Source organism: Citrobacter amalonaticus, from assembly GCF_002918555.1.
Classification (GTDB): Bacteria; Pseudomonadota; Gammaproteobacteria; order Enterobacterales; family Enterobacteriaceae; genus Citrobacter_C; species Citrobacter_C amalonaticus_A.
The window spans coordinates 541,282-565,319 of record NZ_PQMB01000003.1; the positions used below are offsets into that span (position 1 = coordinate 541,282).

26 protein-coding genes and 1 pseudogene are annotated in these 24,038 nt (G+C 54.4%); 12 read left to right on the plus strand and 15 right to left on the minus strand.

Translation table 11 applies throughout. From position 1 onward, the window contains the following. Positions 1-81 precede the first annotated feature (81 nt). From C3432_RS15225 to C3432_RS15255, 7 genes are all read left to right on the plus strand, one after another. Positions 82-2,199 carry a TonB-dependent receptor gene (locus C3432_RS15225; RefSeq protein ID WP_181012929.1) on the plus strand — a complete coding sequence of 706 codons (2,118 nt, stop codon included), beginning with the start codon at positions 82-84 and terminating at the stop codon, positions 2,197-2,199. Then, entirely contained in the window at positions 2,199-3,296 is a 1,098-nt protein-coding gene (locus tag C3432_RS15230; protein WP_103777420.1) for an ABC transporter substrate-binding protein, read from the plus strand. The genes C3432_RS15225 and C3432_RS15230 overlap by 1 nt, the downstream gene beginning before the upstream one ends. Continuing rightward, on the plus strand, positions 3,293-4,270 hold the full coding sequence (locus C3432_RS15235; protein WP_103777421.1) for a FecCD family ABC transporter permease: 978 nt from the start codon (positions 3,293-3,295) through the stop codon (positions 4,268-4,270). The genes C3432_RS15230 and C3432_RS15235 overlap by 4 nt, the downstream gene beginning before the upstream one ends. Further along, positions 4,267-5,043, plus strand: coding sequence for an ABC transporter ATP-binding protein (locus tag C3432_RS15240; RefSeq protein ID WP_103777422.1), 777 nt, complete (start codon positions 4,267-4,269; stop codon positions 5,041-5,043). The genes C3432_RS15235 and C3432_RS15240 overlap by 4 nt, the downstream gene beginning before the upstream one ends. Beyond that, positions 5,040-5,654: a hypothetical protein gene (locus tag C3432_RS15245; RefSeq protein WP_103777423.1), complete on the plus strand. Its 615-nt coding sequence runs from the start codon at positions 5,040-5,042 to the stop codon at positions 5,652-5,654. Before C3432_RS15240 ends, C3432_RS15245 begins: the two co-directional genes overlap by 4 nt. A gap of 13 nt (positions 5,655-5,667) precedes the next feature. Next, positions 5,668-6,273, plus strand: a complete 606-nt coding sequence (locus C3432_RS15250) for a hypothetical protein (protein WP_103777424.1) — start codon at positions 5,668-5,670, stop codon at positions 6,271-6,273. Between the two features lie 259 nt (positions 6,274-6,532). Then, positions 6,533-6,808 (plus strand): hypothetical protein, encoded by a 276-nt coding sequence (locus C3432_RS15255; RefSeq protein ID WP_103777425.1) that lies wholly within the window; start codon positions 6,533-6,535, stop codon positions 6,806-6,808. 128 nt (positions 6,809-6,936) lie between these two features. Here the strand turns inward: C3432_RS15255 and gss are convergent, their stop codons facing one another. Then, positions 6,937-8,796 (minus strand): bifunctional glutathionylspermidine amidase/synthase, encoded by a 1,860-nt coding sequence (gene gss / locus C3432_RS15260; RefSeq protein ID WP_103777426.1) that lies wholly within the window; start codon positions 8,794-8,796, stop codon positions 6,937-6,939. A gap of 196 nt (positions 8,797-8,992) precedes the next feature. Here gss and yghU point away from each other — a divergent pair, with 196 nt between their 5' ends. Then, a complete protein-coding gene (yghU, locus tag C3432_RS15265) occupies positions 8,993-9,859 on the plus strand; it encodes a glutathione-dependent disulfide-bond oxidoreductase (RefSeq protein ID WP_103777427.1) in 867 nt (288 codons plus the stop codon). Between the two features lie 64 nt (positions 9,860-9,923). Here yghU and C3432_RS15270 read toward each other — a convergent pair. The 11 genes and pseudogenes from C3432_RS15270 to C3432_RS15320 form a co-directional block, all read right to left on the minus strand. Continuing rightward, a pseudogene (locus C3432_RS15270) lies at positions 9,924-10,043 on the minus strand (molybdenum ABC transporter substrate-binding protein); the annotation flags it as partial. A 38-nt stretch (positions 10,044-10,081) separates the two neighbouring features. Beyond that, a complete protein-coding gene (gene hybG / locus C3432_RS15275) occupies positions 10,082-10,330 on the minus strand; it encodes a hydrogenase maturation factor HybG (RefSeq protein ID WP_103777428.1) in 249 nt (82 codons plus the stop codon). A 17-nt stretch (positions 10,331-10,347) separates the two neighbouring features. After that, positions 10,348-10,689, minus strand: coding sequence for a hydrogenase maturation nickel metallochaperone HypA (gene hypA, locus C3432_RS15280; protein ID WP_103777429.1), 342 nt, complete (start codon positions 10,687-10,689; stop codon positions 10,348-10,350). Beyond that, positions 10,682-11,173 carry a hydrogenase-2 assembly chaperone gene (gene hybE, locus C3432_RS15285; protein WP_103777430.1) on the minus strand — a complete coding sequence of 164 codons (492 nt, stop codon included), beginning with the start codon at positions 11,171-11,173 and terminating at the stop codon, positions 10,682-10,684. Before hybE ends, hypA begins: the two co-directional genes overlap by 8 nt. Further along, a complete protein-coding gene (locus C3432_RS15290) occupies positions 11,166-11,660 on the minus strand; it encodes a HyaD/HybD family hydrogenase maturation endopeptidase (protein WP_103777431.1) in 495 nt (164 codons plus the stop codon). The genes hybE and C3432_RS15290 overlap by 8 nt, the downstream gene beginning before the upstream one ends. Continuing rightward, positions 11,660-13,363: a hydrogenase 2 large subunit gene (gene hybC / locus C3432_RS15295; RefSeq protein WP_103777432.1), complete on the minus strand. Its 1,704-nt coding sequence runs from the start codon at positions 13,361-13,363 to the stop codon at positions 11,660-11,662. Before hybC ends, C3432_RS15290 begins: the two co-directional genes overlap by 1 nt. Next, entirely contained in the window at positions 13,360-14,538 is a 1,179-nt protein-coding gene (hybB, locus tag C3432_RS15300; RefSeq protein WP_103777433.1) for a Ni/Fe-hydrogenase cytochrome b subunit, read from the minus strand. Before hybB ends, hybC begins: the two co-directional genes overlap by 4 nt. Next, complete coding sequence (hybA, locus tag C3432_RS15305; RefSeq protein ID WP_103777434.1) at positions 14,528-15,514, minus strand: hydrogenase 2 operon protein HybA; 987 nt, start codon at positions 15,512-15,514, stop codon at positions 14,528-14,530. Before hybA ends, hybB begins: the two co-directional genes overlap by 11 nt. Positions 15,515-15,516: 2 nt before the next feature. Then, positions 15,517-16,635 carry a hydrogenase 2 small subunit gene (hybO, locus tag C3432_RS15310; protein ID WP_103777435.1) on the minus strand — a complete coding sequence of 373 codons (1,119 nt, stop codon included), beginning with the start codon at positions 16,633-16,635 and terminating at the stop codon, positions 15,517-15,519. A gap of 188 nt (positions 16,636-16,823) precedes the next feature. Further along, positions 16,824-17,111 carry a DUF2623 family protein gene (locus C3432_RS15315; RefSeq protein WP_103777877.1) on the minus strand — a complete coding sequence of 96 codons (288 nt, stop codon included), beginning with the start codon at positions 17,109-17,111 and terminating at the stop codon, positions 16,824-16,826. Positions 17,112-17,194: 83 nt separating this feature from the next. Next, a complete protein-coding gene (locus C3432_RS15320; protein ID WP_103777436.1) occupies positions 17,195-18,820 on the minus strand; it encodes a methyl-accepting chemotaxis protein in 1,626 nt (541 codons plus the stop codon). A gap of 353 nt (positions 18,821-19,173) precedes the next feature. Between C3432_RS15320 and C3432_RS15325 the strand changes: the two genes are divergently transcribed. Then, positions 19,174-20,214 (plus strand): aldo/keto reductase, encoded by a 1,041-nt coding sequence (locus C3432_RS15325; protein WP_103777437.1) that lies wholly within the window; start codon positions 19,174-19,176, stop codon positions 20,212-20,214. 109 nt (positions 20,215-20,323) lie between these two features. Here C3432_RS15325 and C3432_RS15330 read toward each other — a convergent pair whose 3' ends face one another. Beyond that, positions 20,324-20,827 (minus strand): ESA_00282 family adhesion-associated protein, encoded by a 504-nt coding sequence (locus C3432_RS15330; protein WP_103777438.1) that lies wholly within the window; start codon positions 20,825-20,827, stop codon positions 20,324-20,326. Positions 20,828-20,919: 92 nt separating this feature from the next. Here C3432_RS15330 and C3432_RS15335 point away from each other — a divergent pair, with 92 nt between their 5' ends. The 3 genes from C3432_RS15335 (at position 20,920) to C3432_RS15345 (ending at position 22,705) form a co-directional block, all read left to right on the plus strand. Then, positions 20,920-21,318 (plus strand): hypothetical protein, encoded by a 399-nt coding sequence (locus C3432_RS15335; RefSeq protein WP_103777439.1) that lies wholly within the window; start codon positions 20,920-20,922, stop codon positions 21,316-21,318. Continuing rightward, positions 21,315-21,743, plus strand: a complete 429-nt coding sequence (locus C3432_RS15340; protein WP_103777440.1) for a cytoplasmic protein — start codon at positions 21,315-21,317, stop codon at positions 21,741-21,743. Before C3432_RS15335 ends, C3432_RS15340 begins: the two co-directional genes overlap by 4 nt. A 77-nt stretch (positions 21,744-21,820) precedes the next feature. Continuing rightward, positions 21,821-22,705: an SDR family oxidoreductase gene (locus C3432_RS15345; protein WP_103777441.1), complete on the plus strand. Its 885-nt coding sequence runs from the start codon at positions 21,821-21,823 to the stop codon at positions 22,703-22,705. A 43-nt stretch (positions 22,706-22,748) separates the two neighbouring features. Here the strand turns inward: C3432_RS15345 and exbD are convergent, their stop codons facing one another. Both exbD and exbB read right to left on the minus strand, forming a co-directional pair. Further along, positions 22,749-23,174: a TonB system transport protein ExbD gene (exbD, locus tag C3432_RS15350; RefSeq protein WP_103777442.1), complete on the minus strand. Its 426-nt coding sequence runs from the start codon at positions 23,172-23,174 to the stop codon at positions 22,749-22,751. Positions 23,175-23,179: 5 nt separating this feature from the next. Continuing rightward, the gene (gene exbB, locus C3432_RS15355) at positions 23,180-23,914 is read right to left on the minus strand and encodes a tol-pal system-associated acyl-CoA thioesterase (protein ID WP_103777443.1); all 735 of its coding nucleotides are present in this window, start codon (positions 23,912-23,914) and stop codon (positions 23,180-23,182) included. Positions 23,915-24,038 lie beyond the last annotated feature (124 nt).

Sequence of the window (24,038 nt, forward strand, 5' to 3'; positions counted from 1 at the left end):
CTACCATCAATTAAGAATGATTATCATTATCCAAATCAAAATATCCAGAAATACTATTGCAAAAAGGGAGTTGACCATCGTATGAAAGTACTGAATTCATCGCGCCTGTGTCTGGGGGCCGCGCTTTTTCTGAATAACGCCGTGATATGCGAAACGCTGGCAGCCGAACCCGATAAAGAGGAACAGATTATCGTTCAGGCGACGCGGTCGACTACCTCGACTGAAAGCTCGCCGCGTACGGTGACCATCATTTCTTCCCAACAGATCGCCGAACGGCCTGGCTATGCCGGTATCCAGAGTCTGTTAGCAGAAATACCGGGCATTCAGTTCGTGCGCTCCGGCGGCCTCGGCGGGCAAATCATGATGCGCGGATTTAACAGCAACGAAGGGCGCATGGTGTTGGCGATTGATGGCGACCGCTACGAGGGCCGCAATACGCTGCAGTTTAATATGCTGGATCCCAGCGCCATTGAACGTATCGAAGTTATCCGTGGCCCGGCTTCGGCATTGTATGGTTCCGACGCGATGACCGGCGTCATTAACATCGTTACCCGGCGCGCCAAAATCGACGCCGATCAGCCCTTCGCCCTGACCCCAACGCTGCGCGCCGCACAGTGGAACAGCGTCAATAATCTTTACGGCGGTCGGGCCGAACTTTCCGGCGGCGGAAACGGCTTTGACGTTATGGTTGGCTCCAGCTACCAGCACGCGAACGACTACAACACGCCGGAAGGAAAAGCGCATAACAGCGATTCGCAGAGCAAAGCGGTGGATTTCAACATTGGCTACCGTCCCGGTGAACTCTCCCGCTGGGAGCTGTCCGGACGTTTTGTCGATGTGGACACCGGGCGCGCCGGAGGGCTGGACGCCGCGCCAGGCTACCCGAACCGACTGGTGAGCGAAAGCCCCATTATCGAACGCTATCTGCGGCTGGCCTACGAAGATAAACGGGCAAGCTGGTTGGCAGACCAGTGGGAAAGTACGCTGTATCGCCGGGATTTCCGCACCGATATCTACCAGATGAACCGCAACCCGAAAACCCAGGCCTATACCGTGCAACAAATCCAGGTATACAGCCCCGAGGTCTGGGGCGGACACCTGACGGCGCAAAAACAGCTGGACGATCACGCGGTCAGCTACGGCGGCGACTTCTGGTATAGCGACACCAAAGGGCGCAAGACGCACACCAAAGCGTATAAGCCCTCAGGCGCACAGGTTTCGCAAACCCCCTGGGTTCCGATGGAGCGGGATACCAGCACGACAAACATCGGGCTTTTCGCTAACGACAACTGGGCGATAAGCGACAGCTTTAATCTGAACTCCGCGCTGCGCGGCGACACGGTGCTGGTGGATATCGGCTCCCCGACTCGCATGGAGCAGCAGATCCAAAAAGACGCCTTCGCCGGTAAAACCAGCCAGAAGCACTATGCCCTGACAGGAAGCTTAGGGGGCGTGTGGAGGATGACGCCGCAATGGCATCTGGTGGGTAACTTAAGCCGCGGTTTCCACGCCCCTTCGGCGCAGTCGATGGTGCTGACCAGCGTGGCGGGCACGGTAAAGACCCTGCCAAACCCGGAGCTGAAGCCGGAAACCAACATTACCGCCGAGCTGGGCCTGCGCTGGTACGGCGACCGACACCAGATATCGCTCACCGGCTGGCAAAGCGAATACGACAATCTGATCACTCTGGTGCCCATCAACAACAGCGGCCTGAATCAGCGGCAGAACGTCGCCAAAGCGACCCTGCGAGGCCTGGAGCTGGAAGGGCAAACCTACTTTAACCAGTACTGGAGCAGCCGCTACAGCCTTGCCACGCTATGGGGCGCGAACGATACCGCTAACCAGCCGCTGCCCGCCATTTCGCCGCTGACCGCGTCGGTATCGCTGCGCTACGATCGCAGCGACTGGTATAGCGAGGCGATCGTGACCGCCGTACAGGGGCGTAAGCGCATCGACAAAAAGCAGGAGCGTGAGACGGCGGGCTTCGTCAACGTCAACCTCTATGCCGGTGCGCATCTTGACGCCTGGCTGGGAGACAGGTTCACCGGCTGGAAGCTGGCGGCAGGGGTAGAAAACCTGTTTGACGCCACCCAGACGCCGCCTTCCGGCACGGAAAACATCCGCCTGCCTCAAACCTACACTAACCCGTTAGTCGAACCCGGCCGGGCCTTCGTGCTGAAACTCACGGTGGACTACTGATGAAAAAAACATCGTCCATTCTGCTGCTGGCCTGCTTCGGTTGGCTATCGGCAACGGAGGCTAATGCCGCGCCGCCCACTATGCGGGTGACCGATCAAAACCAGCAACAGGTGGTTATTGCGCAACCGCCGCAACGTATCATCACCTTTGTCATTCCACTGGCGTCCACCATTATGGCGATTGACGGCGGTCCGGAACGGCTGGTCGGCATGAACCGCGCAAGCGTCAGCGACGTGACGGAAGGGTTGCTGGGGGAAATCTACCCGGCAGCGAAAAATATTGCTGCTGATATTGCCGGCGACGGTTTTGCGCCCAACGTAGAGGCCGTCGCCGCAGCCCGACCGGATGTGGTGTTCCAGTGGGGCGATCGGGGAGACGCGATAGTTGCCCCGCTCAGGCAACTGGGGCTGCCGGTGGTCACGATCAACTACGGCGACACGCGGCTCGCCCGCCACTGGTTTACGCTGGCTGGCGACGTGTTGGGAAAGCCCGGGCGCGGGCGTCAACTGGCCCAATGGTTTGACGACGAAATTACCGCCGTGGAGCGGCTCGCCGCCACAGTCACGCCAGACGAGCGTCCCAGAGTGGTTTATCTCTACCGGGTGCGGGCAGGTCTACAGGTGGCAGGAAAAGGCACCAGCATGGACAGCGACATGCGCCGCACCGGCGGCAACAATATGGCGCAGTCTCTGCCAGGCTTTACTACCGTCGACGTGGAACAGTTGCTGCAATGGAACCCGCAGGTCATTTTGCTCAATAACTTCGAAGCGGGATTGACCCCGGCGGACCTCCTGAACGATCCCCGGCTGGCGGCAATCGACGCGATTAAGAGTAAACGGGTTTACTCCTATCCCCGTGGCGGCTTTCGCTGGGAACCTCCCAGCCAGGAATCCCCACTGACGCAGCACTGGCTGCTCACCCTGTTTCATCCCCATATGGCGCAGGGAAATTTTCGCGCCCGCGTGAAGGAGGCGTATCAGTTTATCTATCACTACGCCTTAAGCGAAGAACAGCTCGACCGCATCCTGAAACTCTCGGTAAACGGCGACAGCCTGAACTATTGCGCTCAGTTTTGCCGTGAACAGGGGCAGCAATGAAACGGTCATGGCGTGTAGTATTCCTGCTGGCGCTGCTGCTTCTGACAGGCCTTGGAGCGCTGATGGTTGGCCGTTTCAGCGTCCCGGCAGGCGAAGTATTACAAGCGCTGCTGGGCGATGCGCCCGCATTACAGCAACGACTTATTGTGGATATCCGTTTACCCAGGGTTCTGCTGGCCCTCATCGTCGGTGCCGGTCTTTCCGGCGCCGGAGCCGCGCTGCAGTTTCTGTTTCGTAACCCGCTGGCGGAACCGAACCTGCTGGGCGTATCGTCAGGTGCGGCCTTTGGCGGCATCCTGATGATGATGTTCATTGGCGACGGATGGCCGCTGATTCTGGGCGCGCTGGCGGGTGGACTGCTGGCTCTGGCGGCAGTGGTCTGGCTGGCGGGCAGCACGCAGAACCAAAGCGCGAACGACACGCTGCTCCTGATCCTTTCGGGCATCGTGATAAGCGCGCTGTTCTCAGCTGGCGTATCGCTAATGAAGCTGCTCGCCGATCCGCAAAACCAGCTGCCGTCGATCGTGTTCTGGCTGATGGGCAGCCTTGCCGGCACGGATCGGCAGCGGGTGCTGACTGCCCTGCCAGTGATCGGTGGCGGCCTGATACTGCTCTGGATGTTGCGCTATCAGCTGATGGTTATCACGGTACAGGGAGCCCACACGCCACGCCTGATGCGGGCGCGGCGGCTGGCGCTGCTGGCTATCGGACTCATCGCCGCAGGCAGCGTCGCGGTGTGCGGCGTGGTCGGCTGGGTTGGCCTGGTGGTGCCGCACCTGGTGAGAATGATGCTGGGACAGAACCATCGCTACTTTCTACTCTATACCAGCCTGGCGGGGGCCAGCTATTTTATTGCCGTGGATACGCTTGCCAGAACGCTGAGCGCAGTGGAAATTCCACTCGGCGTGCTGACGGCGCTGTTGGGTGCGCCAATGTTCGCCGGGTTAATTCGCCGGATCAGGAGATCGCAATGAGCCAGCCTGCCGCAGCCATGCTTTCGGTACATGACATCACCTGGCGCTATTCATCACGCCACTCGCCGATACTGAACAACCTCTCGTTCTCCCTGCCGCAGGGCGCTTTGTGCATGATCCTGGGTGCCAATGGCGCGGGGAAATCAACCCTGCTGAAACTGCTGGCGGACAAGTTATCCTGCCAGCAAGGGCACGTTTCTCGCGGCGGCGATATCGCCTTCGTCCCTCAGCGCACGACGGTTTCCCTGGCCGTTTCGGTATCCGAAACGGTGCTGGTTGGCCGGGCTGCGCATGTAGGCTTACTGCGCGCGCCCAATCATCAGGATTACCGGATCTGTGAACAAGCGCTGGGCCGGGTGGGACTGCAGCATATGGCCTCCCGGGAGTTTTCTTCGCTGTCAGGCGGAGAACAGCAGCTGGCGCTGATGGCGCAGGCGCTGGCGTCCGAAGCGCGGATCATTTTGCTGGATGAAGTTACTGCCGCAATGGACTGGCGCAATCAGGCAACAATTCTGCGACTGTTGCAGGAGCTTGCCCGACAAGGCTATACCATTTCATTTATTACCCATTCTCCACAACACGCGCTGGATTTTGCCACCCACTGTCTCCTGATGTTTCCCGAAGGTGACTGGGCGTTTGGCCCACCCTCAAAGATTATTACCGACGAAACCCTGAGCCGACTCTATCGCCTGCCGGTACGCTGTGCCGTGATAGAAGATCGATGGGTCGTTATTCCACAGTTTACCCACCAACAAGGAGTGTCAATACCGTGAGCCAACTGCTTCATTTACGCTGTATTTCCCATGAACTCCCGGACTTTTCCCGGCTACTGAAAGAGAGTGGAGCGGAATCTCTGTCGGTCAGAGGACTGGCGCAAGAACAGCTGCAACACCGGACAGTTCTTCTGATTGAAGCGCATATCGATCAGCGGGCGCTAATGGCCTGGCGCCAGGAGCTGGAGGATCACCTGGTGGCGGGAGGGCTCATCGTGTTTAACGGCCATCTGGCCTATCCGCTGTTTAACGGCCTCGACCCCTTTCGCGTTGCGGCTGGCCGGGGGCGCGACGACCTGATACTGGAAAAAGTGCACGATCACCCGGTCTTTGTCGGCGTGGACTGCGAGCATCTTTCTTTTCGTCGCGGCGTCGCCGGGTTTTACGCACGGGGCGGCAACCCACCGCCTTCAGGAGCCACAGTTATCCATCAGCTGAAAAAAGACGGCACGCCGGTTGATTGGATCTGGAGACGCCCGCAGGGCGGCGTCATCCTGATGCACAGCGGCAACAATATGTGGCTGTTCCAGAACGACGCCACCAGTGCATCACGCATCGCGCCACAACTATTAACATGGATGCTGGAATATATCGCCAGCGCTCAACGGTAATCGGGAGAACACTATGCGCATTGCTTTTGTTGACGGCGGCACCTACTACCATCATGCCACCTGTCACGATCCGGCTTTCACGCCTTTTTTCTGCCGCAACCTCTATGTCTGCGATATGGCCGATGAAAACCTTGATGACGTAGACTGCCTGTATATCGCCAGCCGCCAGAACGCGCAGGACTTAATCAGCGTCAGGGCCACGCTGGATGCCTTTCTTGCGCGCGGCGGGATGCTGGTCGTGATGGGAGAAAGCGGCTTAGATCAATGGCTGGATGGCATAACGTGGCGCGACGGCGTCTGCAACTTCTGGTGGTGGCTGGAAGAAAATCCAAATTCCGGGCTAAGCCTGGCGGCGCCGGAGCACGGCCTGTTCCGTTACCTGACGTTGCAGGACTGCACCTGGCACCACCACGGCGGGTTGACGCCGCCGCCGGGAGGCAGATCGCTGATAGAGGCGGAGGAAGACGGCTGCATTCTGTTTGACGCGCCGCTGGGCGGCGGGCGAGTGCTGGCGACGACGTTAGACCCGTGCTATCACCACGGCAGCTACTTTATGCCGAACTCAACGAAGTTTATTGCAGGATTACTGCGCTGGCTGAAAGATGGCGCGCCCGGTTAAGGATAAATAATAGCCACGTTCAATAACTTGCCGCACCATAGTTTATACTCTAAATAATTCGAGTTGCGGGACAAAACGCGTCGTCGTTTTGAACAGCGCTTGTGCTGGCCCCGAAGGGGCGAGGCCCCGGGATGGGCCGGGTAATAAAGCCAACGCACCAGCAACTTGAAGTATGACGAGTATATGGGTTATTGAACGGCTACGGCACCTGAATCACAGCAGCATCATACCCTCCGGCTGACGGGAGTGGCATTTAATAATGCTTATTATTGATAACAATAAATATCCCCAGGAATTTATTTTCTCGATTCTGAGTTCATTTGCACCAGACCACTTCCTTGATATTAGTTATATAAATATACTCATCAACGATGCTGAAAATAGAACAAAACCACTCGAACTTGCGGCTGGCAGGGTGTTATTCTCTGGTGTGTCTCTGGATAATAATTATACGCCATGCGTAACGTTAATGTCATTACGGACATATCTAAAGGGAATCGTACCAAAAGAGAGTGCCATTTTGCATGGGGCATGAGTATTCTTCGGCTATAGCCCTACAGGGACAATCACCACCTATCCAGGAGGTGGTTTAGAGCTGACAGTAAAAAGCCGGAGACATCCCCGGCTTTTCGGTTTCAGTTGTTAACCTTCAGGAAGGCAGCACTACTCCCTCTCAACAATCAGCGGCTCGATATCGCTCTCTTTCTTAATAACCAGCGACTCGTCGCCGCGCAGGCATGTGCCGCCATAGTTGCCACCGACGGTAAAGGTACAAACCTGAATATATTTACCAGCCACGCTTGGCAAACACCAAAGCTGCTGATAAATGTTCTTCTGTTCTGCGAACTTACCGCTGGTTTTATCCAGCAGCTCTTCCTGATGACTCACCAGGTCGATGTTGCTGCCACAGCGTCCGGCAATGGGTTTCACCGCATAACCGGTTTGCGCCAGCTCATCGTTAACCGTGAAATCAGTATCAAGCAGATAGCGATGATGCGGGAACAATTGCCACAGGATGGGCAGAATCGCTTTGTTGCCGGGAATTACCGTCCACAGCGGTTCGAAGACCAGTACTTCAGGACGGAGCAGCACATCTATCAGGCGCACTTCCTGATTGGTGTGCCCTGTACGGATCGGCACTGCGGCGTATTCTGTTTCGCTAACCTCTCGAATCTGTTCAATTGCCGTTTCCCACGCCCAGGTTTTCCACACGCAATTAACCAGACGACCGTCGCCATCGATCAACTGACCAGCGTCGTCCCAGCGCAGCTCGTCCAGCCCACGCAGGATCCTGCTCTCAAAACCCGCCTGATGCAGCGCCTGCTGCATAAACTGTGCGTGGTAGTTCTCTTCAATATCCTTATCCTGCATGATGTGCACGAAAGGACGCGCGCAGCTGTGCTTCCAGGCCCCCGCCAGCTCGTTGATTAAGCCTTCTGCCGGATTATGCCCCTTCCCTGTATAACCCTGCTCTGCCCAGCGTTCGAGGATAAGCCCCGCTTCGGTATGACATGACGCGGAATCGGCATTGTACTCATAGACTTTCAGGCCGCGCTCATCCATACAAAAATCCATACGACCGGTGATCATATGGTGGCGACGGCGCTGCCATGAAAGGCGTAAGCGCGGCCAGAGAATTTTCGGGATATCGAACAGGGCCAGCAGATTATCGTCTTTCAGCACTTTGTCAGTGGCGTGCAAATACATCAGGTGCAGCTCATTGGTCGCTTTAACCAGCTCCTGCTCCGCGCTCTCTGTAATCGTAAAGTACTGGTGCGGATCCTGATTAATCACGTGCCCGTTCGCCAGCACATAGGCTTTTTGCAGCGGATCCTGCTCATTCAGCCATTTACCGACAAACTGGTCTTTCTCTTCCAGACGCGCACCGCGGATCTTCAGAGAGTCATTGGCGATCTCCGGCTGCGGCAGGCTGTACTGTGTATCATCCGTCTGGATCATCCAGCCGAGGATCGTGGTGTCATCAAAGGTGTCACGCAAGGTGTAGCAGCCGTTTTCAACCACCATCTCCAGCTCGCGGGTCCACTGTTGTCCCGCCGGTAGCGGAGTGTGAAGCACGTTCTGCTCCGCAATACGAATTTTGTCATCCAGCAGCTGGGTAATAATCGCCACGTGGCCGGTATCTTTGAACTCACCGCCCTTTTGCCAGATGAGCAGTGCGCCAGCGACCGGCGCACGAGGGGAACCATTGGGGAACGCCTGTAGCGGCAGGATGTTGTCATTCACCACTTCGCGCAGAAAACGCAGCGAGAAGATCTCCCACGCCATGCCGACGTCGGTAAAAACCGCACCATAGTTGAGAAACAGAAAACGGCGCGCGAACTCAACGCACTGCCATTTGTGGCCCATGTATTCGTCGTCGATGTAGCTGCGAAATGCGGCATCATCGTCGTAGTCCCGTGGGTTGAGGGAGCTGTAATCTGAAGAGTAGATCGCTACGCCACCGGGGGCATAGCCTAACAATGTCCCGAACGGGGCATCCTGACTGGTCGTTCCTTTGCTCATGCACCTTACCTCAAAACAATACCGCCTGAGCAGCGTCTGATTGTCTGCTCTACAACGTTAATCATCATACACCTCAACGAAGCGACCGGACGCGCAAGGAGAAAAAATAGAGAGGCGTAAATGTCCCAATCAGTTAAATCACTACGTGGTGAACTGCTACACTGCTTCAACACAACCACTCAGAAGGCAGGTCAACATGTCAGACAACACCTATCAGCCCGCGAAAGTCTGGACGTGGGATAAATCCAACGGTGGCGCGTTCGCCAATATCAACCGCCCGGTTTCCGGCCCGACGCATGACAAAACGCTGCCCGTGGGCAAACATCCGCTCCAGCTCTACTCCTTAGGGACGCCGAATGGTCAGAAGGTGACGATTCTGCTTGAGGAACTGCTGGCGCTGGGCGTGGCGGATGCGGAATATGACGCATGGCTGATCCGTATTGGCGAAGGCGATCAGTTCTCCAGCGGCTTTGTTGAGGTCAACCCGAACTCAAAAATTCCGGCCCTGCTCGATCGCTCGCAAAACCCACCGGTTCGCGTATTTGAGTCAGGCTCGATCCTGCTCTACCTTGCAGAAAAGTTTGGTCATTTCCTGCCGAAGGATATGGCAAAACGTACTGAAACCCTGAACTGGCTGTTCTGGTTACAGGGTGCCGCCCCGTTCCTCGGCGGCGGTTTCGGTCACTTCTACCACTATGCCCCGGTAAAAATTGAGTACGCCATCAACCGCTTCACCATGGAAGCGAAGCGTCTGCTGGATGTGCTGGACAAACAGCTGGCGGATCATCAATACGTTGCAGGCGATGAGTATACAATTGCCGATATGGCCGTCTGGCCATGGTTTGGCAACGTGGTTCTGGGTAACGTTTATGATGCTGCAGAGTTTCTCGAGGCGGGGAGCTACAAAAACGTGCAACGCTGGGCGAAGGAGGTTGCCGGACGTCCTGCGGTAAAACGAGGACGGATCGTGAATCGCACCAACGGCCCGCTGGATGAACAGCTGCACGAGCGCCATGACGCCAGCGACTTTGAGACGAATACCGAAGATAAGCGTCAGCGTTAACACAAGATGCCGGATAAGACGCTGACGTCGTCATCCGGCATTATATTGCCTGATTACCCGCCGTTTAAGTAAACCCGTACGGCCCGAGAATCAGCCTCGCCCGTGATGAAAGCAAAAAGTCGGCAAGCGGTTTTCCTTGTTCACTCAGGCAGGCAAAACCATATTCAGCCACAGGATTATAAGGCGAGAGGAGAACACTTAACAGATTGTCATCAGGCGTTATCAGGCGCTGGTGATGTCATATTCCATACGGCGTAGCGCGTCTAACGTGGCTTTGGCTTCATCTTCATCAATGATGCTCATGGCAAATCCCACGTGCACCAGTACCCACTGCCCTCGCAGAGTTTCAGGGCTGTCTTCGCAGATCAGGGCAATATTCACATCACGCTTGATACCACACACTTCAACCTGCGCAAGCTGGTGAATATCTTCACCAACGGCCAGAACCTGACCTGGAACGCCAATACACATAGTTAACCACCTGAAAATTATACAACTTCAATACTTTTCACTTTCAGCGAATCGCCGGTATCCACCCGCAGACGATCGCCCTGACAACGCGGGCATTGCGCATCATGCTGCGTGATTTCAACCACCTGGCTACAGTCCCAACACCACGCCTGAGCCGGTTTATATCCGATGTGCAGTTCACATCCTTGCGCCACCGTTCCCTGGCAGACAATGTCGAAACTAAAGCGAACAGCGCTCTCTTCAACACAAGAGAGCGCCCCGATCTCCAGCCACACGCCGGTGACCTGCTTTACATCGTGCTGCTCCGCTTGCTGTTGGATGATTTCAACCGCACTCTGGCAAAGAGACAGTTCATGCATGCTCGCCACTCCGGCGTCCAAACAGCAGCGCACGGCGTCCGGCCTGCTGCGGCACGTCAGGATCGCTGACCGGCAGGGACAGCAGCATCCGCGCGCAATCGTCCGCCAGACGTATCCCTTCTTCTGCAGACATGCTGTGATTGAGCGGCGACATCAGCGAACAGGAGAGATACTGTGAAACCCGATCCAGTTCACCGACGGTAAATGTCATCTCCCCACAGGGAAGTCGTAATCCGAGTTTTTCACTGACTTTACGCACCGGCCAGAGTTGCTCTGGTCCGGGGAAAATCAGCGCGCTCAGCATCCACGGCGTGATAACGGCCCCCGTCCACTGCCCTTCAAACAGCGTGAAGTCAGAAACATACACAGGCATGTTCGGATGCAGGAAAGAGAGATCGTGCATTGAACGCTGAGCAATCTCTTCAAATGCGTTCTGAACCTGGGTCTTCGGGGAGGTCCGGAATCCTAAAAACTCTTCAGACATGCGCAGCCTCCTTAGGTATAGCTTCAACGCCTGATTCGCGCAGCGCGGCAAGAACCTGCTCCAGGGCAGGTTCAATCATCGCTTCCACCGTCGGCGTTAAGCCGATATGCGGCTCCAGCGATTCCGGAATAACGCCAACCAACGTCAGCTTCTTCGGAAATTCGCCGGTAAAGCGCAGGGCCGACAAAACGTCGGCCAGGCCAAGCTGATGCGGAGAGATTTTATTGGTGAACAGCGCCGGAACCTCATCATCACGCAGGATCATGATCGTTCCCGGCGTGTTTTTTCTTGAGACAATGGCATCAGCGATGATCAGGTGATCTCTGTCCGCCATGTCGCCAAGAAGCTCCATTCCCGCCGTGCCGCCATCAAGGACTTCAACGAAATCCGGCAGTACGTAGCGCTGTTCTAACGCTTCAACGATACGCACGCCGATGGCTTCATCGGTCAGCAAAATATTGCCGACCCCTAAGACTAATATCCGCATTACAGAACCTTAACTGAGACCACTTCGTTCCCGTCAGCGTCCACCACATGTACAGCACACGCCATGCAAGGGTCGAAAGAGTGAATCGTACGCACGACTTCCAGCGGTTTTTCCGGATCGGCAATCGGCGTACCCACCAGCGACTGTTCGTAAGGACCGACTTCATCGTTGAAGTTACGCGGGCCGGAGTTCCAGGTTGACGGAACCACCGCCTGATAGTTACTGATGATGCCGTCTTTGATCACCATCCAGTGAGAGAGCATACCACGCGGCGCTTCGAGGAAGCCGACCCCTTTAAACTCGCCCGTTGCCGGAATATCCGGTTTGACGAAGGTGGTATGGTCACCCTTGCCGATATTGGCGATCAGCGCGCTGTACTGGTTCTGCAAAATTCCCTGCAGTTCGCAGCAGTGAACGGTACGCCCAATGATGCGACCCAGCGTGGAGTGCAGTTGCGCAACTTCCAGCGTGTTGCCCGTCAGCGTCTGATAAATCGCGATGATTTCATTCAGCTTAGCTTTCGTGGACTCACGTCCCGCCGCCAGTTTAACCAGCATGTTAGCCAGCGGACCCACCTCTACCGTTTTGCCGTAGAAGGTCGGGGATTTAACCCACGAGTATTTACCGTCGTCTGACCAGCCGTCGTAAGCCGGGATCGTGGTGCCTTCCCACGGTTCCTGCGGCGCTTCGTCTTTGTACCAGGCGTGCTTCGCGCTCTCCTGAATCCCTTTAATCAGGTATTCATCGGAGTGAGAATCGATCGGACGATATGTCGTCAGATCTGCATTCTGGATGTACCCGCCAGGGAACAGGAAGCTGCCATTTTTACCGTCGGTTGGGAACTCCGGCGCGCTCAGGTAGTTAACCGCACCTTTACCCCGCTCCAGCCATTCCGGGTAGAACGCCGCGATTACCGCCGTATCCACTTTATAAACCTGCTCAACAAAATCGCTCAGCTTGTCGATAAAGGACTTGATATACATCAGGCGTTCCAGGTTCAACACGCCCAGGCCATCAAGGTTAATCGGGTTCGCTACCCCACCCACCGCCAGGTTCTGGATGTGCGGGGTTTTACCGCCCAGCAGCGCCACGACACGGTTTGCGTCACGCTGGCATTCCAGCGCCTGCAGGTAGTGCGCCACGGCAATCAGGTTCACTTCCGGCGGCAGCTTCATCGCCGGGTGCCCCCAGTAACCGTTGGCGAAAATGCCCAACTGACCGCTGGCGACCAGATCTTTGATCTTATTCTGAACCTTCGTGAACTCTTCCGCGCTGTTCAGATGCCAGCTGGAAACGCCGTTCAGCATCGCAGACGCTTTCGCCGGATCCGCCTTCAGCGCAGAGGTGATATCCACCCAGTCCAGCGCGGAAAGCTGATAGAAGTGGACGATATGGTCATGCGTGGTGTGCGCGGCCAGGATAATGTTACGGATGTACTGGGCGTTGACGGGAACGTCGATCTTCAGCGCGCTTTCTGCCGCACGTACGGAAGAGATAGCGTGAGTCGTCGTACATACACCGCAAATACGCTGCACAATCATCCACGCATCACGCGGATCGCGGTTTTTCACGATCTCTTCCATGCCGCGCCACATGGTGCCGGAAGCCCATGCTTTAGATACAACGCCATTTTCGATTTCGCAATCGATACGTAAGTGCCCCTCAATACGGGTTACCGGATCAATAGTAATTCTCTGGCTCATGCTTTGCTCGCCTCATGACGATTATGATCGTTTTGTTTTAAAGGAGGAAGTATCGGCAGTAGACGAATGAGTACGATGTATGCGCAAATCTCAATAGCCACAAAACCAATAGAAATCAACAGTTCTTCCCAGGTCGGGAAGTAGTGGTAGCCACCGCCAGGGTTGAATGCCACCAGCGAATAGGACAGACGCCAGGTTGCACACCCTAACAGCGCGCTAAGCGCCGACAGATACAGCATCCGCGAGTCATTACGCCACTTCGCGACGCGCAGCACTACCAGCGGGAAGAGCATCAGAATCACTTCCAGCCAGAACATCGCGGAGTAAAAATCACCGGCGAACGCATACGACAGCTTGTCCCGATAGACTAGCTCGCCAAAACGCAATACGAGGAAAATCGCCAGCATAATGCTGATGGTATTCGTCAGCTTGATGAACAGGCTCTTTTCATCCGGACCGTTTCCTCGCAGACCGGCCTGGACCAGCGAGCCTTCAAAGATGACGATCGAGAAGCCCATAATAAAGGCGGTCAGCACCGAGAACAGCGGCAGCATTTCATAGCTTTGCCATAGCGGATGCACTTTGTATCCCGCAGAGATCATCAACGACCCCATTGAGGACTGGTGCATGGTCGGCAGCAGCGCGCCAAGCGCGATGATAAAGAACATCAGCTTGTTCAGACGCTTCAACGACAGCTTCCAGCCCAGACGCTCAAATAGCGCAGGGGCAAACTCCAGCGCCATCACACCGATATAGATAGTCATACAGACCGCCGTTTCAAACAGCACCGAGTTCACGTTGAAGTGGCCCGGGATGTAGAAGTACGGCAGGTTCCAGTAACGACCTACGTCGATGGTGATCGACAGACCGCCGAGAGAGTAACCAAACAGACTGGCCAGCAGCGCCGGACGTACCAGCGGATGGTATTGTCCCCGATTGAAGACATACACCGCCCACGCCAGCGCCCAACCGCCACAGGCGAAGCCGGTGCCGATTAACAGGTCAAAGGCAATCCATACGCCCCACGGGAAACCGCCGTTCAGATCGGAGACGGACCCCAATCCGAATACCAGACGCTTCACGATAAGGAGCATACACAGGATGATTAACGGCCCGAAGATGATGACCGTTTTACTGATAACTTTGCCGCCCAGCGGTTTAGGATCATGACTCATGATCGTCTCCTCCGTCGTGATGGTCGTTTTTGGTGTTACGACGAACCAGCACGGTCAAGCCCGCCAGCATTGCCAGTGGTAGCATCATGCCTTTATACAGGGTGTGTTGAACATGTTCGGAACGCGCGCCAGTTGAAATTTCATCCAGCTTCGGCAGATCCAGGTTCTCATAAGGAACCCCCGTCAGTACCAGTACCTGCGTACCGCCGCCCTCTTTCTCACCGTACAGATGCGGGTAGTACTTCGGCACCGTATGCAGGTAAGTGTCACCCGTTTTCAGCGTCTGGCGCGGATAGTGGTATTCGCTGCCAGGCTTAAGCGCCAGGCGTTTTTGCGCCTCCGCTATCAACTCTTCACGGGTACCAAAGATAACCGCACCCGCCGGACACGCTTCAACGCAGCCAGGCAGACCGCCTTTGTCCAGACGCTCAACGCCCTTCTGGTTACACAGTTCACACTTGTGCAGCGCACCAAACGGGTTGTTGTAGTCATACTTCGGCACGTTGTAAGGACAAGCAACCATGCAGTAACGGCAGCCGGTACATACATCTTTGTTGTAATGAATAATGCCGGTTTTGGGATCTTTCTTCAGCGCGGAGACCGGGCAAACGGAGACGCAGTTAGGATCGACGCAGTGCATACACTGTTTCTTAATGTACGCGTAGCCGTTATCGATCTGGTCCTTGTTCACGCCATCGCCGCTACGCCACACCTGAATGATGTTATTGGTATACGGCGACAGTTTGTCGTTGTTCGACCAGGTCTGCTCTCCTTCCGGGTTACGCGCCGGGAAGTTGATATCCTGACACCGGGTCACGCAGGCCTGACAGCCTACACACAGCGTCGAGTCATACAACATACCCAGAGAGCCGGGGATGGGCGGGCGGTTTTCTGCAGCCGCATAGCTGACAGACGGCGCGGCGCCTAACAGCAATGCCCCGCTGGAGGCTGCTTTTATAAAGTTACGTCTGTTCACGGTTATTCTCCCCGTGAGTCAGCGTTATCTTTCTTTTGCTGACGCCCTAATTCACGCACCGCCATCACGCTGACGCCTGCAACAAGGCCGACAACGCCGCCCAGCAACCCGATAGCGCCAGCAGAAACGTTGCCGCCTTCTTTCATGTTCACGTCAGGCTTTTCGGAGCGCGGTGTCTGATTCTCCACGTGAGCAAGCTGGTGAATGCCCTTATGGAAACCAATACCCTCTTCGTTACAGCCGTAGCAGGGGTGACCAATCGCCACCGGCCAGACGCCGCCAACATCGCAGAATTGCAGCGTGGAGCAGTTGCCCCAGGTTTCAGGCCCTTTACAGCCAAGGTGGTAGAGGCACCAGCCTTCACGGTGACCCGCATCGCCGAACTCTCTGGCAAAGCGACCGGCATCGAAGTGCGGACGGCGTTCGCAATGTTCGTGAATCAGGCGACCATAGGCGAAGGTTGGACGGTTTTTCGCATCCAGCTTCGGCGGCTTGCCAAAGGTGATAAGGTGCGCGACCGTCGCCAGGAAGTTATGCGGGTTAGGCGGACAGCCCGGAATGTTGATAACGGTTTTACCTGGCAGTATTTCCTGCAAACCGACGGCGCCCGTTGGGTTAGGATCCGCGGCGGCGACGCCTCCCCAGGCAGAACAGGAGCCGATAGCGATAATGGCTGCTGCGCCTTCTGCCGCTTTGCGGATGTGATCCACAATCGGCTCGCCGGCAACCATGCAATAAATGCCGTTATCTTTTAATGGGATTGAACCATCCACGACCAACACATACTGCCCTTTATACTTCTCAAGCGCGTTGTGTTTGTTCTCTTCGACCTGGTGACCGAAGGCGGCGGAGAGGACTTCGTGATATTCCAGAGAGATCGTCTCCAGAACAAGATTCTCAACCGTTGGGTGGGTGGCACGGAGCAGAGATTCAGTACAACCCGTACATTCCTGAGCGCCAATCCAGACAACTGGCGGGCGCTGCGGGTTGGAAACCGATTCGGCCATCTCTGCGGCGGCTTTGCTACTGAGCCCCATGGTAGCGGCTAGTGCTGCACAAAGCTTCATGAAATCACGACGATTAATGCCGTGAGAATTGATGAGGGTGTTATCTCCAGTCATTTATAGTTATTCCGTTGCGAAGACCTGGCTTTTATTCTGCGTCAATCAGGAAATACTTACTGCGATCAACGCGCCATTTACCACACTTTTTTTATGGATATGTGCACCATAATACTGCGACGGAACAGCAAAACGAAGGGATTGGCCGGTAGTGTAATTAATTAAAGCAAGATAATACCCCTTTTGGATCAACCTTCGAGCCGATAGCCAGCCATGAAAAAGCGAATTGTGGTGCTGGATTGATTTTCGCGAAAGAAATCCATGACCATCTCTTTATCCAGACCGTACCGCCTGGTCAGAATCCCCGCTTCCCAGGCGCTAAGCTGGCGATCGCCCGTCTTTTCAAACATCCGATGCGAAAATCCCAGTACAAAGCCACGTTTATAGTCCGAACAGAATGCCGCCACGTTACGGGCACTGTCAGCGCGTGTGGCACTTAACCCGGCCATCAGGCCCTTACCAAAATGATTGTCCATGATCCCTCCAATCGCTATATAATAAATTATATAGCGATTTTTTAAGCGAGCGCCAGAGGTATCACGCACTTTTTTGTGCCAGATTAAAAGGCCACCCCTTCACTGGTAGAGACAGAATTTGCCATGTTACGCAGGCCAGTTTCTGCAACCATACTGGCGCCATGATTTTGCGAAAGCCGGAAATGCTGAACAGAACGTTGCAGGTCTTCAGTTTGTCGTTCCAGCGCCGCCGCCGCGGAAACCTGCTCTACCAGGGCGGCGTTTTGTTGTGTGACGCTGTCCATCTGGGTAATCGCCACGCCGACCTGAGAGATCCCTTTACTTTGTTCCTCAGAAGCTGAGGCGATCTGTTTCATAATGGTGTTCACTTCAGTGACGCCGCGCAGAATAGCCTCCATCGTTGAACCCGTATCCTTCACCAGCTGCGCCCCCTGATCCACTCGCCGTACCGATTCCGCGATCAACGCTTCAATCTCTTTCGCGGCCCCTGCGCTACGGCTGGCAAGGTTACGCACCTCACCGGCGACGACGGCAAATCCACGCCCCTGCTCACCAGCTCTGGCCGCTTCAACGGCGGCATTCAGCGCCAGAATATTCGTCTGAAAAGCAATGCTGTTGATAACCGTGGTGATTTCCGCAATCTGCTTCGAGCTGGCGGAAATCCCCTGCATGGTGTCGACCACTTCCGAAACCAGCGCCCCGCCTTTACCTGCCGTCGTCGAGGCAGCATCAGCAAGCTGGCTTGCCTGGCGTGCACTCTCCGCGTTCAGTTTCACCGTGGCGGTAAGTTGCTCCATGCTGGCGGCGGTTTCTTCCAGCGCCGCAGCCTGCTCTTCGGTACGTGAAGAGAGATCGTTGTTACCGGTGGAGATTTCCGTCGCGCCGCGCCAGATATTCTCGCTGCCGGTGCGAATATTGCTGACCGCCTCCCGCAGGCCGTCCTGCATCGCACTCAGTAACGGCACCAGTTGCCCAACACAGTTACGGCCAAATACCTCAATCGGCTGGCTGAGATCGCCCCGGGCAATCTGACGGAACTGCTGGCGAATTCGCGCCAGCGGTTTCACCAACATCGCGACCAGAAAACGGTCGGTAAAGAACAGGATCAGAATGCCCAGAATCACGGCGACAATAATGAGGGTACGGATGATTGACGTTTTGCCATCCACCATCACACGCGTGCTGTCCAGCATAACAGCGGCGGCGCTGTTAAATCGCTCCGTGCTGGCGCCGAATGCCCGGCTCAATGCAGGCGTCACGTTATTCGCTTGTTCAGCAAACGCCGTGAGCGTTCCCTGCTGCGCCAGCTGCATCTGCGGCGTAACCCCTTTATCAAGCAGCGTCTGCCAGTTCGCCACCACAGCAGCCGCAATCTCCGGCGCCATCGGTCCCGGAGAGAGCGTTTTCATCTCCTCCAGCTTTTTACTCATGTTGTCCAGCGCCTGTTGCACGGGAGCAAAATCAGGGGTGCCCCCGCCAGTTTTGACATCCATTGCGCGGCTCAGGCGCGTCACAAAGCGAAAATACTGATCGTTCCCCTGACTAAGCACGGTCATTTGCCGGACAAGGTGGCGATCGACCTCATTCCCCTCTGAGACTTCCGATAAAGCATGAACGCTATATAAGCCTACGCCTGTCCAGAGAAGACAAAAGATGCCCAGTATTGTCAGCATCACAATACGTATGGTGAAGTTTTGCAGCAGCCGCATATTCATTTCCTTGCGATATAAAAGGGATAAGCCATCTGGCGATGGCTTATCCTCGTTATCGGCAGGTCAAGGAGAAGGTATACTTACTTTTTATTTTTTTACGGTTCTCACGTCTGGCCAAAACGCTGAGGAGTATATTCATAAGAATGGTAATGAATTATCTGAGCATTATTATTCAACGAATTGTTCTCTTTTTTTAATTTGCAGGATTTTCCCTCTCATCCAAAAGCCTCCATTCAGATTAATCACAGCCTGAATTTTCAACGCACTGTGACATGACCGACGGGATTGATGTACGTTAAGGTCTAGAATAGAAACGTTGTTTTGAAATTCACCTGCATAAAGGAGATCTCATGGCCTGGTTAGCCAATTCTGAACGTTATGAGCAAATGCTTTACCGCTATTGCGGCAAAAGCGGCCTGCGCCTGCCCGCGCTATCGCTGGGGTTGTGGCACAGCTTCGGACATGTTCAGGCACTGGATTCACAGCGTGCCCTGCTGCGTAAAGCCTTTGATTTGGGCATCACTCATTTTGACTTAGCCAACAACTACGGGCCGCCTCCGGGAAGTGCAGAAGAGAACTTTGGCCGTTTGCTGCGCGAGGATTTTGCGCACTATCGCGATGAGCTGATTATCTCTACCAAAGCGGGCTACGACATGTGGCCGGGTCCTTACGGTTCCGGTGGTTCGCGCAAATATCTGCTCGCCAGCCTCGATCAAAGCCTGCAACGCATGGGGCTGGATTACGTGGATATCTTCTATTCCCATCGTGTTGATGAAAATACGCCGATGGAGGAAACCGCTTCCGCGCTGGCTCAGGCGGTACAAAGTGGAAAAGCGTTGTATGTCGGCATCTCCTCGTATTCGCCTGAACGTACGCAGAAAATGGCAGAGCTTCTGCGCGAGTGGAAAATTCCGCTTCTGATCCACCAGCCTTCTTACAACCTGCTAAACCGCTGGGTGGATAAAAGCGGCCTGCTGGATACGCTGGAATCTAACGGCGTCGGCTGTATTGCTTTTACGCCACTGGCGCAGGGGCTGTTAACCGGGAAGTATCTGAACGGTATTCCGGAAGGTTCACGCATGCAGCGTGAAGGGAAAAAGGTTCGCGGCCTGACAGAAAAAATGCTAACCGAGGCAAACCTGAACAGCCTGCGTTTACTCAATGAGATGGCGCAACAGCGCGGTCAGTCGATGGCGCAGATGGCGCTCAGCTGGCTGTTGAAAGATAACCGGGTAACATCGGTTCTGATTGGCGCCAGCCGACCGGAGCAGCTGGAAGAGAACGTACAGGCCCTGAATAACCTGACGTTTACGGAGCAGGAACTGGTGCAGATTGATAAACATGTTGCCGACGGCGAACTGAATCTTTGGCAGGCATCATCTGACAAATAAGCAAACAGGGGGCACCGCTCCCTGTTTTTTATTGCTTATGCCACGTCGGCGTATTGTCCAGAACGTTTCTCGTCCCCCTGTCTCGTAATTAAGCAACAGGAATAAATCCTCACACCTCATCAGGATTAATCAGAGGCCGCTGGTATTCAGGCCAGACCAGCGCCACCAGCGAGGGATAAGCCTCCATGCTGAACTCACGAAAACACTGGCGCAGGTTCAGCACATCAAGATCAGAATGCGAAACCTTATCACCGTTCAGACAACGCTTTTTAATATTGTCATAATATTTATAGACTGCTGAATTCAGATCGCTGCAACGACGCTGCGCGTCAAAGAGCCCTGGTGTTCCGTTGAGTTCTGCCACCGTCATTCGTTTTATCGTGGCGTGAAGGAAATCAATATATTCGTGATTGACCCGCCAGTACCATACCGGTGTAATCATATTCATAAGGGAGGAAAAATGGTCTTCTCCCTCTTCTTTACTCATGGGTTCTGATTGATTTATCGCTGTTCTGGTGTCGGAATCATGATTTTTATTATACTCCCGGATGAATATAAGTACGCCAACGGTGAGTAATAACAGGATAATGACAGAATAAAAAACACTGCTCATCAACGGACTCCGTTTTTGATTTTAGAATTATGTCATGTTATCGTCAACAAAACCTGAATGCTTTAGCGTTTGATAACAAAGGAGCTTACAACATGCTTCCTGAGCATCTTGTTCCACCACGGGCTCATCTTTCCCGGACCACCAAATCCGTAGAAAACAGTGAAAATTTAACTCAGGGAAAAATATCGCTCAGCCACTATGAGTCTGACATTTTAATTAGTACTGCTTCCACAGGTCAATCCAAAAATATGCTTCTTGAAGAGCGCGATCGTCATTTAAAAGACAGACTCTATCGTGTCGCCAAAATTGACACGTTTACTCGTGTCATTAACAACTTACAGGAAGAAGGCGATATAGATGCTCAGGCCTTAAGTAAAATACTGGCCGAAATGACGGAAAAAATAAATAATAGCGGTGAGAAAATCTGGCTTAACTTAATTACTCACGAGAAGAATTCGCCCATCTTTTACTCCCTGGAAGATGAAAAATGAAAAAAGATGTTGAGGATAATAATGTTTATTTAGCTTTAGATAATCATAAAAGTGATGAATTTGTCTTAAAGCAAAACCTTGCGGCGTTAATTGCCAATAAAAATGCCACACTGGAAAGCGTGGCGCAGGAGACGACCTCAATCCCTGCGGCGCTGGTACGCCTTAAATGGCAGAACCGCCGGGAAATCTATGCATTACAGGTAAAAGAAGAGATCTATGGTGCCACGCTGAATGCCATCATGACACAGCATCCACAGCTGCATGACAAAATCATGGCGCGCCTGGAAAGCACATACCAACAGTTGCTGGCACGCGAGACGGCGACCTTACGCCTGACCCGCAAGCTCTCAGACGGCAATTATCGGACAGCCAGCGTGACGACTGTTGCACTGAATGAGGAGAGGATATTGCCCGGTAAAGAGTAAGAATTGTCCTGATTCCTCTCAACAGGCGGTCTCATCAACCAGGCTTAAAGCATGTTGAACCAGAAGGGATAATCGTGATGTCCAGACTACAAGACCCGACAACTCAGTACTTTACCGGGGAATACCCCAAACAGAAGCAACCTGCCCCTGGCGTCCAGGCAAAGATGACTCCCATTCCTGACTGTGGCGAAAAAACCTATACCGGTAGCGGCCGACTTCAGAATCGTAAAGCGCTGGTAACCGGGGGAGACTCTGGCATTGGACGCGCAGCCGCTATCGCTTATGCGCGTGAAGGCGCGGATGTGGCAATCAACTATCTTCCGGCAGAAGAGGAAGATGCAAAGCAGGTTAAAGCGCTTATCGAAGAGAGCGGGCGGAAGGCGGTGCTCCTGCCAGGGGATCTCAGCGACGAATCTTTTGCCCGTTCACTGGTGCATGACGCGCACAAGGCCTTAGGCGGTCTGGATATTCTGGCGCTGGTAGCAGGTAAACAGACGGCTATCCCGGAGATTAAAGATCTTACCAGCGAACAGTTCCAGCAAACTTTTGCTGTAAACGTATTCGCCCTTTTCTGGATCACCCAGGAGGCAATTCCTTTATTGCCGAAGGGAGCGAGCATTATTACGACGTCCTCTATCCAGGCTTACCAGCCCAGCCCGCATCTGTTGGATTATGCTTCAACCAAGGCGGCTATCCTCAACTATAGTCGTGGGCTGGCGAAGCAGGTCGCTGCACAAGGGATTCGGGTAAACATTGTCGCACCAGGTCCCATCTGGACACCATTGCAGATTTCCGGAGGCCAGACACAGGACAAAATTCCCCAGTTTGGTCAGCAAACCCCAATGAAGCGCGCAGGCCAACCGGCAGAGCTGGCGCCAGTGTATGTCTATCTGGCGAGTCAGGAATCAAGCTACGTCACCGCAGAAGTACACGGTGTGTGCGGCGGGGAGCATTTAGGATAGGGGATGGAGTTTTCCCGGCGGCATTCCCCCGCCGGGTGATTCATTATTTCGCTTTCGCGACTTCTTCACCAACCAGGCCAATCTTCAGGTAACCCGCCTGGTGCAGCGTATCCATAACCTTCATCAGCGTTTCGTAATCGACGGTTTTATCCGCGCGGAAGAAGACCGTGGTGTCTTTCTTCCCTTCGGTTAACGCATTCAGTTCCGCCACCATGGTGTCGTAAGTCACCGGATCGTTACCGATGAACATGGTGTTATCCGCTTTCACTGACAGATAAACCGGTTTTTCCGGACGCGGCTGCGGCGTGCTGGTAGAAGCCGGCAGATTCACCTTCACATCCACCGTCGCCAGAGGTGCCGCCACCATAAAGATGATGAGCAGAACCAGCATAACGTCGATAAACGGCGTTACGTTGATTTCATGCATTTCACCGTTATCGTCCAGATTTTCGTTAAGACGCATTGCCATGAAACTTATCCTACACGTAATTTCTGCGCGGTACGTACCGGATGCGCCGCAGCGCTTGCATTCAGATCCAGATCGCGACTCTGCAACAGCAGTACCTGTGCCGCAACGTCGCCAAGCATCGCCTTAAGGCCGCCAATCTGACGCGCGAAGACGTTATAGATAACAACCGCAGGGATTGCAGCAATCAGGCCAATCGCCGTTGCCAGCAGTGCTTCTGCAATACCGGGGGCGACAACGGCCAGGTTGGTGGTTTGCGTTTGCGCAATCCCGATGAAGCTGTTCATGATGCCCCATACGGTACCAAACAGACCGACAAATGGAGAGATCGCGCCAATGGTTGCCAGGTATCCGTTACCCCGTCCCATATGACGACCCACGGCGGCAACACGGCGCTCCAGACGAAAACCGGTACGCTCTTTAATACCTTCGTTGTCTTCGCTGCCCTGGGAGAGTTCCAGCTCGTTCTGAGCCTCATTGAGTAACTGCGAGCTTAAGCTGTATGTGCCAAACCCGGCGGCGATTGCAGAAGCCTGATCTAAAGAGCGGGCTTCGGCCAGCTGCTGCTGTTCACGCTTGAGTCGACGTTTCTGAGTGAAGAACTCAACACTTTTACTAAAGAAGATAGCCCAGGTGACCACTGACGCCAGAATCAGACCAATCATCACGCACTTAACCACAATGTCGGCGTGCTGATACATACCCCAGACGGAGAGATCCGTCTGCATCAAATTATTACCCACTCTGTATCTCCAGGACGCAAATCACAAAATCTGAGCATAATAATATCAAAACGACGTCGAATTGATAGTCGTTCTCATTAGTATTTACACAGACAGGCAGTGTGCCGCACCTTTACTCTCTTTT

Bases quoted from the DNA above. Each gene is read 5' to 3' on its own strand.
- C3432_RS15225 (WP_181012929.1), top strand. From the start codon at position 82: ATGAAAGTACTGAATTCATCGCGCCTGTGTCTGGGGGCCGCGCTTTTT.
- C3432_RS15230 (WP_103777420.1), top strand. From the start codon at position 2,199: ATGAAAAAAACATCGTCCATTCTGCTGCTGGCCTGCTTCGGTTGGCTA.
- C3432_RS15235 (WP_103777421.1), top strand. From the start codon at position 3,293: ATGAAACGGTCATGGCGTGTAGTATTCCTGCTGGCGCTGCTGCTTCTG.
- C3432_RS15240 (WP_103777422.1), top strand. From the start codon at position 4,267: ATGAGCCAGCCTGCCGCAGCCATGCTTTCGGTACATGACATCACCTGG.
- C3432_RS15250 (WP_103777424.1), top strand. From the start codon at position 5,668: ATGCGCATTGCTTTTGTTGACGGCGGCACCTACTACCATCATGCCACC.
- C3432_RS15255 (WP_103777425.1), top strand. From the start codon at position 6,533: ATGCTTATTATTGATAACAATAAATATCCCCAGGAATTTATTTTCTCG.
- gss (WP_103777426.1), bottom strand. From the start codon at position 8,796: ATGAGCAAAGGAACGACCAGTCAGGATGCCCCGTTCGGGACATTGTTA.
- yghU (WP_103777427.1), top strand. From the start codon at position 8,993: ATGTCAGACAACACCTATCAGCCCGCGAAAGTCTGGACGTGGGATAAA.
- hybG (WP_103777428.1), bottom strand. From the start codon at position 10,330: ATGTGTATTGGCGTTCCAGGTCAGGTTCTGGCCGTTGGTGAAGATATT.
- hypA (WP_103777429.1), bottom strand. From the start codon at position 10,689: ATGCATGAACTGTCTCTTTGCCAGAGTGCGGTTGAAATCATCCAACAG.
- hybE (WP_103777430.1), bottom strand. From the start codon at position 11,173: ATGTCTGAAGAGTTTTTAGGATTCCGGACCTCCCCGAAGACCCAGGTT.
- C3432_RS15290 (WP_103777431.1), bottom strand. From the start codon at position 11,660: ATGCGGATATTAGTCTTAGGGGTCGGCAATATTTTGCTGACCGATGAA.
- hybC (WP_103777432.1), bottom strand. From the start codon at position 13,363: ATGAGCCAGAGAATTACTATTGATCCGGTAACCCGTATTGAGGGGCAC.
- hybB (WP_103777433.1), bottom strand. From the start codon at position 14,538: ATGAGTCATGATCCTAAACCGCTGGGCGGCAAAGTTATCAGTAAAACG.
- hybO (WP_103777435.1), bottom strand. From the start codon at position 16,635: ATGACTGGAGATAACACCCTCATCAATTCTCACGGCATTAATCGTCGT.
- C3432_RS15315 (WP_103777877.1), bottom strand. From the start codon at position 17,111: ATGGACAATCATTTTGGTAAGGGCCTGATGGCCGGGTTAAGTGCCACA.
- C3432_RS15320 (WP_103777436.1), bottom strand. From the start codon at position 18,820: ATGCGGCTGCTGCAAAACTTCACCATACGTATTGTGATGCTGACAATA.
- C3432_RS15325 (WP_103777437.1), top strand. From the start codon at position 19,174: ATGGCCTGGTTAGCCAATTCTGAACGTTATGAGCAAATGCTTTACCGC.
- C3432_RS15330 (WP_103777438.1), bottom strand. From the start codon at position 20,827: ATGAGCAGTGTTTTTTATTCTGTCATTATCCTGTTATTACTCACCGTT.
- C3432_RS15335 (WP_103777439.1), top strand. From the start codon at position 20,920: ATGCTTCCTGAGCATCTTGTTCCACCACGGGCTCATCTTTCCCGGACC.
- C3432_RS15340 (WP_103777440.1), top strand. From the start codon at position 21,315: ATGAAAAAAGATGTTGAGGATAATAATGTTTATTTAGCTTTAGATAAT.
- C3432_RS15345 (WP_103777441.1), top strand. From the start codon at position 21,821: ATGTCCAGACTACAAGACCCGACAACTCAGTACTTTACCGGGGAATAC.
- exbD (WP_103777442.1), bottom strand. From the start codon at position 23,174: ATGGCAATGCGTCTTAACGAAAATCTGGACGATAACGGTGAAATGCAT.